6 protein-coding genes and 2 pseudogenes are annotated in these 10,669 nt (G+C 61.7%); 1 reads left to right on the plus strand and 7 read right to left on the minus strand.

Going from position 1 to position 10,669, the window contains the following annotated elements:
* Nucleotides 1–10: 10 nt before the first annotated feature.
* From narI to JFT44_RS23660, 6 genes are all read right to left on the minus strand, one after another.
* Nucleotides 11–688: a respiratory nitrate reductase subunit gamma gene (gene narI / locus JFT44_RS23635; protein ID WP_057436841.1), complete on the minus strand. Its 678-nt coding sequence runs from the start codon at nucleotides 686–688 to the stop codon at nucleotides 11–13.
* Complete coding sequence (narJ, locus tag JFT44_RS23640; RefSeq protein WP_057436843.1) at nucleotides 681–1,436, minus strand: nitrate reductase molybdenum cofactor assembly chaperone; 756 nt, start codon at nucleotides 1,434–1,436, stop codon at nucleotides 681–683. The genes narI and narJ overlap by 8 nt, the downstream gene beginning before the upstream one ends.
* Nucleotides 1,437–1,439: 3 nt before the next feature.
* Nucleotides 1,440–2,978 (minus strand): nitrate reductase subunit beta, encoded by a 1,539-nt coding sequence (gene narH, locus JFT44_RS23645; protein WP_029291316.1) that lies wholly within the window; start codon nucleotides 2,976–2,978, stop codon nucleotides 1,440–1,442.
* A gap of 1 nt (nucleotide 2,979) precedes the next feature.
* Nucleotides 2,980–6,753, minus strand: coding sequence for a nitrate reductase subunit alpha (locus tag JFT44_RS23650; RefSeq protein WP_057959378.1), 3,774 nt, complete (start codon nucleotides 6,751–6,753; stop codon nucleotides 2,980–2,982).
* A 70-nt stretch (nucleotides 6,754–6,823) separates the two neighbouring features.
* Nucleotides 6,824–8,221: a NarK family nitrate/nitrite MFS transporter gene (locus JFT44_RS23655; RefSeq protein WP_057959377.1), complete on the minus strand. Its 1,398-nt coding sequence runs from the start codon at nucleotides 8,219–8,221 to the stop codon at nucleotides 6,824–6,826.
* Nucleotides 8,218–9,483 (minus strand): nitrate/nitrite transporter, encoded by a 1,266-nt coding sequence (locus JFT44_RS23660; RefSeq protein ID WP_081044233.1) that lies wholly within the window; start codon nucleotides 9,481–9,483, stop codon nucleotides 8,218–8,220. The genes JFT44_RS23655 and JFT44_RS23660 overlap by 4 nt, the downstream gene beginning before the upstream one ends.
* A gap of 310 nt (nucleotides 9,484–9,793) precedes the next feature.
* Between JFT44_RS23660 and JFT44_RS23665 the strand changes: the two are divergent.
* Nucleotides 9,794–10,546 (plus strand): annotated as a pseudogene (locus JFT44_RS23665) (HAMP domain-containing protein); the annotation flags it as partial.
* Here the strand turns inward: JFT44_RS23665 and JFT44_RS23670 are convergent.
* Nucleotides 10,544–10,669 (minus strand): annotated as a pseudogene (locus tag JFT44_RS23670) (IS5/IS1182 family transposase); the annotation flags it as partial. The pseudogenes JFT44_RS23665 and JFT44_RS23670 overlap by 3 nt on opposite strands.

The raw sequence follows: 10,669 nt of genomic DNA on the forward strand, positions 1-10,669 counted from the left end.
GACGTTCTCCTCACTTCTGCCGCACGATTTGATAACGACGCCCCAGGTACCAGATCGGTGCGCTGACCATATGCACCAGACGGGTAAACGGGAACAGCACAAACAGGGTCAAACCCAGCGCCACGTGCAACTTGTAGATCAGGCTCACCGGGGCAATCGCGGCGGCCGCTTCCACAGGTCGCAGCAGCACGACGTTCTGCGCCCAGTCCGCGAGCATCACCATCACCGAACCGTCCATATGCCCGGTGGAGGCGACGATGGTCAGCAAGCCCAGCACCAGCTGCGCCAGCAACACCAGCAGGATCAAGATGTCCGACGGGCTCGACGTGGCCCGTACCCGTGGATCGGTGAGGCGGCGCTTGACCAGCATCAGCAGGCCCACCAGGCACAGCAGGCCGAAGAAACCACCGGAAACCATCGCCAGCAGTTGCTTGTGCTCAGTGCTGATCACATGGTGGTAGATCGACGCCGGGGTCAGCAGGCCGACAAAATGCCCGGCCAGCACGAACAGCACACCGATATGGAAGAAGTTGCTCGCCACGCGCATGCCACGGTTACTGAGCATCTGGCTGGAGCCGGCCTTCCAGGTGTACTGGGACAGGTCAAACCGCGCCCAGCTGCCCAACAGGCAAATGGCCAGGGCGACATACGGATACACGCCAAATACCAACAAATTCCACTTAGACATTACCCACCTCCTTGGCTGGCACAGCGGCCAGCCCTTCGTGCTGAAAATCCACCCAGTGCAAGGGCACCGCACTTTCTTCGCGGGCCTTGCCCGGTGCGCTGGGCATCGAGCTGCAACGGTCCTGCTGCTCGGCCTGCATAAAGTCCACGGCCTCCTCTTCCCAGACCTTGTCCAGGGCTTCGAGGGAGTCGTCGCGGACTTCAGCGGCGACCTGGGCACGCAACTCGGCGATGGCCTGGTGCGGCTCGGCGCCGCTGATCTGCAACAGCGCACGGAAGCAACTGGCGTAGGCGCTTTCACGCTCATCCAGGCGCGCCGCCAGCAGGGCCAGCAAGTGCGCCACATCCGCCAGGCCCTCGCGGGCCTCAATGTCTTCGCGGGTGGACAAGAACTCCAGGTACAGCGGGATGTAGTCCGGCAGCTCCTTGACGCCGATGGCAAACCCGGCTTCCTGGTACTGGGCCATCATGTCGACCATGGCCTGGCCACGGTCCCGCGACTCGCCATGCACGTGTTCGAACAACAGCAGCGACAGCGAGCGGCCACGGCCAAACAGCGCGCCGTAGTGCTCCTGGCCGTCCATCAGGTCATTGCTGCAGATCAGTTCGAGCAGCTCAAACAGCGCACCGCGCTGCTTGGGGCTGATTTCCCGCGATTCGATAATCGCCTTTTCCAGCTCATCATGGCCGTCGACCAGGATTTGGGTGGGATAGTCCAGCAGCAACGAGATCACTTTAAGAATGCGCATGGCTCAGTCCTCCCAGATCTGGACGGTTTTCAACACGTCGCGGCGGTTAGCCTTTTTGGCGCCGAACATATTGGTGTCGGAGCTGCCACTGCAGCCGCTGCCGAAGCTGAAACCACAGCCGGAACGCTCGGCAAACGCATCGCTCATCGCGTCTTCACGGTGGGCGCTGGGCACCACAAAACGGTCTTCGTAGTTGGCAATCGCCAGGTAGCGGTACATCTCTTCCACCTGGGCCACGCTCAGGTCCACGTCGGCCAGCACTTGCAGGTCTTCAACCCCATCCACTTGCTGCGAACGCTTGAAAGCGCGCATGGCCAGCAGGCGTTTCAGGGCACGCTTGACCGGTTTTTCGTCACCGGCGGTGAGCATATTGGCCAGGTAACGCAGGGGGATACGCAGGCTGTCGACATCCGGGATCACCCCGTTCATGCCCACGGTGCCAGCGGCGGCCGCGTTCTGGATCGGCGAGAGTGGCGGCACGTACCAGACCATCGGCAAGGTGCGGTATTCCGGGTGCAGCGGCAGCGCGAGCTTCCAGTCCACGGCCATTTTGTACACCGGCGAACGCTGGGCCGAGTCGATCACCGACTGCGGTACACCATCGGCCAGGGCCTGGCGGATCACCGCCGGGTCATTCGGGTCGAGGAAGATTTCCAGCTGCTTCTCGTACAGGTCGTGCTCGTTGGCGGTGCTGGCCACTTCGCTGATGCGGTCGGCGTCATACAGCAGCACGCCGAGGTAGCGGATACGCCCGACGCAGGTTTCTGCGCAAACGGTAGGCATGCCAGCTTCGATCCGTGGGTAGCAGAAGATGCACTTCTCGGACTTGCCGCTCTTCCAGTTGAAGTAGATTTTCTTGTACGGGCAGCCGCTGATGCACATGCGCCAGCCGCGGCATTTTTCCTGGTCGATCAGCACGATGCCGTCTTCTTCACGCTTGTAGATCGCGCCGCTGGGGCACGACGCCGCGCACGCCGGGTTCAGGCAGTGCTCGCACAGGCGCGGCAGGTACATCATGAAGGTGTTTTCGTACTCGCCATAAATGTCGGCCTGGATCTGGTCGAAGTTCTTGTCCTTGCGGCGCTTGGCGAACTCGGTGCCTAGGATTTCCTCCCAGTTGGGGCCCCACTCGATTTTTTCCATGCGCTTGCCGGACACCACCGAGCGCGGCCGCGCGGTCGGTTGGTGCTCGCCCAAAGGCGCGGTGTGCAGGTGCTGGTAGTCGAAGTCGAACGGTTCGTAGTAGTCGTCCAGGCTCGGCAGGTCGGGGTTGGCGAAGATGTTCGCCAACACGCGGAACTTGCCGCCGATGCGTGGGTTGATCGAGCCGTTGGCGTTGCGGATCCAGCCGCCCTTCCACTTGTCCTGGTTTTCCCATTCTTTCGGGTAGCCGATCCCGGGCTTGGATTCGACGTTGTTGAACCAGGCGTATTCCATGCCTTCACGGCTGGTCCACACGTTTTTGCAGGTGATCGAGCAGGTGTGGCAGCCGATGCATTTGTCCAGGTTCAGGACCATGCCGATTTGTGAGCGGATCTTCATCTCAGTTCTCCTCGATATCGGTCGGCAATGGACGCGGCAGATCATCACCGCTGGAGCCATCGAGCCAATCGACCTTGACCATCTTGCGCACCACCACGAATTCATCGCGGTTGCAGCCGACCGTGCCGTAATAGTTGAAACCGTAGGCCTGCTGGGCATAGCCGCCGATCATATGGGTCGGCTTGAGCACCACGCGGGTGACCGAGTTGTGGTGGCCGCCGCGGGTCTTGGTGGTTTCCGAACCCGGTACGTTCACGATGCGTTCCTGGGCGTGGTACATCATCACCATGCCTTCCTTGACCCGCTGGCTGACCACCGCACGGGCGGTCAGCGCGCCGTTGACGTTGAAGCATTCGATCCAGTCGTTGTCCTCGATCCCGGCGCGCTTGGCGTCGATTTCCGAGAGCCACACAATCGGGCCGCCACGGCTTAAGGTGAGCATCAGCAGGTTGTCGCTGTAGGTGCTGTGAATCCCCCATTTCTGGTGCGGCGTGATCCAGTTCAGGACGATCTCGGTCTCGCCATTGCTGCGCTTGCCCTTCACGCCTTCGATGGTGCGGGTGTTGACCGGTGGCCGGTAGCTCATCAACTGCTCGCCGAACGCCTGCATCCACGGGTGATCCTGGTAGAACTGCTGGCGGCCGGTGATGGTGCGCCATGGGATGTTTTCATGGACGTTGGTGTAGCCGGCGTTGTAGCTCACGTGTTCGTCTTCGAGGCCCGACCAGGTGGGACTGGAGATGATCTTGCGCGGCTGTGCCTGGATATCGCGGAAGCGGATTGCTTCGTGGGCCTTGGAAATCGCCAGGTGGCTGTGGTCGATGCCGGTGAATTCCGACAGCGCCGCCCAGGCTTTCAAGGCGACCTTGCCGTTGGTTTCCGGAGCCAGGGACAGAATCACCTCGGCCGCGTCAATCGCCGTGTCGATTTTTGGCCGGCCGTGGCTGATGCCCGCGTCGCCTTCGTGGTGGTTGAGTTCACCGAGGAACTGCACTTCTTCATCGGTGTTCCAGTTGATGCCCTTGCCGCCGTTGCCGAGTTTTTCCAGCATCGGGCCGAGGGACGAGAACTGCTTGTAGATGTTCGGGTAGTCCCGTTCCACCACCGCCATGTTCGGCGCATTCTTGCCCGGTACCGGCGCCACACCGGCGCTTTTCCAGTCAGTGCCGCCAAACGGCTGGGCCAATTCACCCACGCTGTCATGCATCAACGGCACGGTGACCAGGTCTTGTTCCACACCCAGATGGCCGACCGACATGGCCGAGAACGCCTTGGCGATGCCTTTGTAGATTTCCCAGTCCGAACGCGACTCCCACGCAGGATCAATCGCCGCCGACAGCGGGTGAATGAACGGGTGCATGTCCGAGGTGTTCATGTCGTCTTTTTCGTACCAGGTGGCGGTCGGCAAGACGATGTCGGAATACACGCAAGTCGAGGACATGCGGAAGTCCAGGGTGGTCACCAGGTCCAGCTTGCCGATGGCGCCGTCTTCGACCCATTCGGCCTCGGTTGGCTTGCATTCGGTGCTGTGGCCGATGTCTTCGTTCATCACCCCGTTCTTGGTGCCGAGCAGGTACTTGAGCATGTACTCGTGGCCCTTGCCCGACGAGCCGAGCAGGTTGGAGCGCCAGATAAACATGTTGCGCGGGAAGTTCACCGGGCTGTCCGGCTGCTCGCAGGCAAAGCGCAGGGTGCCGTCCTGCCAGGATTTGACCACGTAGTCTTTGGGGTCCATACCGGCAGCCGCCGCATCACGGCAGATATGCAGCGGGTTGGTATTGAGTTGTGGCGCGCTGGGCAACCAACCGGCGCGTTCGGCACGGATGTTGTAGTCCAGGGCGTGTTCCGGGAACTGCGACTTGTCGGCCAGCGGCGAGAGGATGTCGTGCATGCTCATCTTCTCGTGGCGCCATTGCGAGCTGTGGCCGTAGAAGAAGCTGGTGCCGTTCATCTGGCGTGGCGGACGGTTCCAGTCCAGGCCGAATGCCAGGGGCAGCCAGCCGCATTGCGGACGCAGTTTTTCCTGGCCCACGTAGTGCGCCCAACCGCCGCCGGTCTGGCCGACACAACCGCAGAGCATGAGCATATTGATCAGCCCGCGGTAGTTCATGTCCATGTGGTACCAGTGGTTCATCGCCGCGCCGACGATGATCATCGAGCGACCACGGGTCTTGTCGGCGTTGTCGGCAAACTCACGGGCGATCTGGATGGCCTTCTCGCGGCTGACCCCGGTGATTGCCTCCTGCCAGGCTGGCGTGCCCGGTACGCTGGCGTCGTTGTAGTCCTTGGCCACGTTGTTGCCGCCCAGGCCACGGTCGATGGCCAGGTTGGCCGCCGACAGGTCGAACACCGTCGCCACTTTGGCCACCGTGCCATCGGCCAGGGTCACGCTGTGTACCGGTACCCGACGAAATTGCACGGCATCGCCGGCCACGTGCTGGAAGTAGTCGTGGGCTTCACCGGCAAAATACGGGAACGCCACTTCGGCGACGTCATCGCCGATCAGGCTCAGTTTCAGGTCGATCTCGCGACCTTCACCGCCTTCTTTGGCCAGGATGTTCCACTTGCCCTTCTCGCCCCAGCGATAGCCGATGGAACCTTGTGGCGAAACCAGCTCGCCGCTTTCGTCGAGGGCGATGGTTTTCCATTCCGGGTTGTTGTCCTGGCCCAGGTTGTCGACCAGGTCCGAGGCGCGCAGGAAGCGGTCCGGCTGGAAGCCTGCACCCGGCGCAAAACCGGTCATCGGCTTGAGCATTACCAGCACCGGCAAGTCGGTATAGCGCTTGGCGTATTCGGTGAAGTAGGCGCTCGGTTTATCCAGGTGAAATTCCTTGAAGATCACATGGTTGAAGGCCTGGGCCAGTGCCGCGTCGGTGCCCTGCTTGGGGTTGAGCCACAGGTCGGTGAGCTTGGCCACTTCCGAATAGTCAGGCGTGATCGCCACGGTCTTGGTGCCCTTGTAGCGCACCTCGGTGAAGAAGTGCGCGTCCGGGGTACGGGTCTGCGGAACGTTGGAACCCCAGGCAATGATGTAGTTGGAGTTGTACCAGTCGGCCGATTCCGGCACGTCGGTCTGCTCGCCCCAGACCATCGGCGAGGCTGGCGGCAGGTCGCAGTACCAGTCATAGAAGCTCAGGCACACACCGCCGATCAGCGACAGGTAACGCGAACCTGCGGCATAGCTGACCATGGACATGGCCGGGATCGGCGAGAAGCCGACGATACGGTCCGGGCCATATTGCTTGATGGTGTAGACGTTGGACGCGGCGATGATCTCGTTGACTTCATCCCAGTTGGAACGGATGAAGCCCCCCATGCCACGCTTGCTTTTATAGGAGTCGGCCTTGACCTTGTCCTCGACAATGCTCGCCCAGGCCTCGACCGGCGACAGGGTCAGGCGTGCCTCGCGCCACAGTTTGAGCAATGGCTTGCGGATCTTCGGGTACTTCAGGCGGTTGGCGCTGTAGATGTACCAGCTGTAGCTGGCACCACGGGGGCAGCCGCGCGGCTCGTGGTTGGGCAGGTCGTTACGGGTGCGCGGGTAGTCGGTCTGCTGGGTTTCCCAGGTGATCAGGCCGTTCTTCACGTAGATCTTCCACGAGCACGAGCCGGTGCAGTTCACCCCGTGGGTGGAGCGCACGATCTTGTCGTACTGCCAGCGCGAACGGTAGACGTTTTCCCAGTCGCGGGACTCCTTGCGGGTCTCGCCGTGACCTTCGGAGAACTCGTCTTGCTTGCGATTGAAGAACCGCAGTTGATCCAGTAAATGACTCATGGTGCTTTCCTCTCAGGCTTGCTGCGGGGTTCTGTGCCCCGCCCACGCAAGGTTTGAATTCGGGGTCGACTCAGCAGGGGGTCTCGGCGCCTTTGCGCGCATACCACCACCAGGTCACGACGATGCAGGTCAGGTAGAAGCCGACAAACATGTAGAACGCCATGGCCGGGCTGCCGGTGTAGGCCATGGACGAGCCAAAGGTCTTGGGGATGAAGAACGCACCGAAGGCGCCCATTGCCGAGCTGAAGCCCAGCACTGCTGCCGACTCCTTGCTGGCATCCTTGAGGGCTTGCTCACGCACGGCGGCAGGTTTGCCGGCGCTGGCCTTTTCATGCTGGGTGCGGAAGATCACCGGGATCATGCGGAAGGTGGAGCCATTGCCGATGCCGGTGGTGATGAACAGCAGCATGAACATGCCGAGGAAGCCGTAGAAGCTGCCGCCCTCGCCGTTCAGGGGCAAAAAGTGCAGGACGCCGAACACCATCACGATCATCAGCACGAAGTTCCACAAGGTCACCCGCGCACCGCCCAGTTTGTCGGCCAGCCAGCCACCCAATGGGCGTACCAGGGCACCTACCAGCGGGCCGAGGAAGGCGAATTTCAAGGCGTTGACGTCTGGGAACGAGGTCTTGATCAGCATCGGGAAGGCGGCCGAGAAGCCAATGAACGAGCCGAAGGTGGCCAGGTACAACCAGCACATCAGCCAGTTGTGCTTGCGCTTGAAGATCACCGCCTGCTCGCTGAACGAAGCGCGGGCGCTGGACAGGTCATTCATGCCGAACCAGGCAAACAGGGTCACGGTGATGATGAACGGTACCCAGATAAACCCGGCGTTCTGCAGCCACAACTGGCTGCCGTCTTCCAGGGTCTGGGGCTGGCCGCCAATCAGGCCGAACACACCGAAGGTAATCACCAGCGGCACGCAGAACTGCATCACCGACACCCCCAGGTTACCCAGGCCGGCGTTCAGGCCCAGGGCAGTGCCTTGCTGGGACTTGGGATAGAAGAAGCTGATGTTGGACATGCTCGAGGCGAAGTTGCCGCCACCGAAGCCGCACAGCAGCGCGATCAATACAAACACGCTGTAGGAGGTGCTCGGGTCTTGTACCGCGAAGCCCATCCACAGTGATGGAATCAGCAGCGACGCAGTGCTCAGGGCCGTCCAGCGGCGGCCACCGAAGATCGGCACCATGAACGAATAGAACACGCGCAAGGTGGCGCCAGACAGGCCGGGCAATGCCGCCAGCCAGAACAGCTGGTCAGTGGTGAAGCTGAAGCCGATGGCGTTCAGGCGCACGATCACCGTGCTCCACACCATCCACACGGCGAAGGCCAACAGCAGCGCCGGGATCGAGATCCACAGGTTGCGGGTCGCGGTCTGCTTGCCGCTGGCGCCCCAGAACGCCGGGTCTTCAGGGCGCCAGTCGTGGATCACCGGGCCCGAGTTGGGCTTTTGCGCGATAGTCATGCGGATTCTCCTTGGAGAGGCTGGGCCGCCGCTTTACCAAGCAGCGGTTGCTTGCGGATTTCGCTGAAGTACATCCAGGTCAGGGATACCCAGACCACGCCGTACATCAACATGAAGCAGGAGGAGCGCACGCCGGTGAGGTCCACCAGGGCGCCGAACATGATTGGCAGGACAAAGCCGCCAAGGCCGCCCGCCAGGCCGACGATGCCGGACACCGCGCCCATGTTTTGCGGATAGTCATTGGCGATGTACTTGAACACCGAGGCCTTGCCGAAGGCGAAGGCGATGCCCATCACAAACAGCAGCACGGTGAACAGGGTGGCGTTGAGGCCGATATGGAAGTCCAGCGGGCCATTGACGGTTTGCACCTGCAACTGGGTCTGCGGGTAGCTGAGCAGGAACAGGCAGATCCAGCTGACCCACAGCACCCACCAGGTCACGCTCTGTGCGCCCCAGCGGTCGGACATCCAGCCGCCCACAGCGCGCAGCACGCCACCGGGCAGGGAAAAGCACGCGGCCAACAGCGCGGCGCTTTGCAGGCTGAAGCCGTATTCCTGCACGTAGTACTTGGTCGCCCACAGCGCCAGGGCCACGTAGCCGCCGAACACAATCGAGTAGTACTGGCAGTAGCGCCACACGGCCGGGTCCTTGAGACACAGCAGTTGCTCGCGCAAGGTCGCGCCACCGGCACTGCGGTGGGCCTTGTTCTCGCTGGTGAGGAACCAGAACAGCAGCGCGGTGATAAACAGGATCGCGCTGAACACTTTCGGCACCAGGTGCCAGGTCCCCAGGGCAATCAGGGCCGGCGCCAGAAACTTGGTGACTGCAGCCCCCGCGTTGCCGGCGCCGAACACGCCCATGGCAAAGCCCTGGTTGTCTTTGTCGAACCACTTGGCGACGTAGGCGATACCCACCGAGAACGAGCCGCCGGCCAGGCCGACAAACAGCCCCAGCACAAGGAATTGCCAGAAAGCGGTGGCGTAGGTGATCAAGTACAGCGGCAGCACGCAGGTGAGCATCAAGACAAAGAACACGATGCGCCCGCCGAAGCGGTCAGTCAGCAGGCCCAGGGGCAGGCGCACCAGGGAGCCGGTCAGTACCGGGGTGGCGGCCAGCAGGCCGAACTGGGTTTCGTTGAGTTGCAGCAGCTCTTTGATCGGCACGCCGAGGACGGCGAACATCATCCAGACCATAAAGCACACGGTGAAGGCCAGTGTACTCATGCCCAGCACCAGGCCCTGTCTTACACGGGGTTGAGTCACGGTTTGCGCTCCCAGAAGTGATTCCATGAGCGCAGGTTAGGGGCGAGGCCCTCCAGGAACTTGACCCAGATCAACGTCCGCCTGGGGGGTATTGGCCTATGCTTAGCCCGTCTACCTCTAAGGAGGTAGGCCCAATAACAAGAGAAAGTCTTTATTTATCAATGGATTGATCTCTTGTGCCGGCTTTTTCCCGTGGGAGGGTCCGCCGGCAACTCTTTAGAGGTAGTGCGCCAGGGAATGCACAATTCAATGCTGTTTCCCGTGCCAGGTGCCGTCATGCTGCTGTTCTTACCCCTTCGATTACGCCGTGATGTTTAACTGGCTGCGCAGCTCCCTGCCCGCACGCGCCGGTGTCGCGGTGATCCTGATTGCAATCCTGGCCCTGGCCAGTTCCCTGAGCGCCGGGCTGATCGCCTGGTTCAGCCAGGGCGATGGCGCGGCCATCAACACCGCAGGCTCGGTGCGCATGGAGACCTACCACCTGAGCTGGAAGCTCGCCGACCATGCCCCCGCCAACGAGATCCAGGCCATCACTCAAAGCCTGCAACGGCGCCTCGACAGCCAGTCGCTGAAAGCAGTACTGGAAGACGGCCCCCAGAGCGCCTTGCAACAGAGCTACCGGCAGATCCAGCAACACTGGAACCAGGAGCTGCGCCCGGCCATCGAGCGCGACGACGGCGCCCTCTTCCGCGAACGCGCGCCGGCCTTTGTCGAGCAACTGAACCAGTTCGTCAGCCTGTTGCAGCAACAGAGCGAGCACAAACAAGGCTGGCAACAGTTGATCCAGGGCCTGGCGCTGTTCAGCACGCTGATCATCCTGCTGCTTGGGCTGTATGAATTGCAGTACGGCGTGGTCACCCCCTTGAAGGAACTGGTGGACGCCACCCGGCGCTTTCGTGAGGGGGATTACCAGACCCGGGTCAATCACCGCTCCCAGGATGAGCTGGGGCAGTTGGCCCTGAGCTTCAACACCCTGGCCGAAACCATCGAGCAGTCCCACCGCACCCTGGAAAGCCAGGTGCAGCAAAAAACCCTCAACTTGCAACAGGCCAACGCCGCCCTAGGCTCTGTACGTAAAGTATTGTCGCAAGCACCGCATAGCGCAGGCCAATGAGACCATCGCCGCAAAACTTGTTGCGAGCTTGTCGAAGCGCGTCACGATGCGACGGTTCTCCTTCAGCCAGCC

It is taken from the genome of Pseudomonas sp. MF5691, assembly GCF_016405645.1.
GTDB classification, from domain to species: Bacteria; Pseudomonadota; Gammaproteobacteria; order Pseudomonadales; family Pseudomonadaceae; genus Aquipseudomonas; species Aquipseudomonas shahriarae.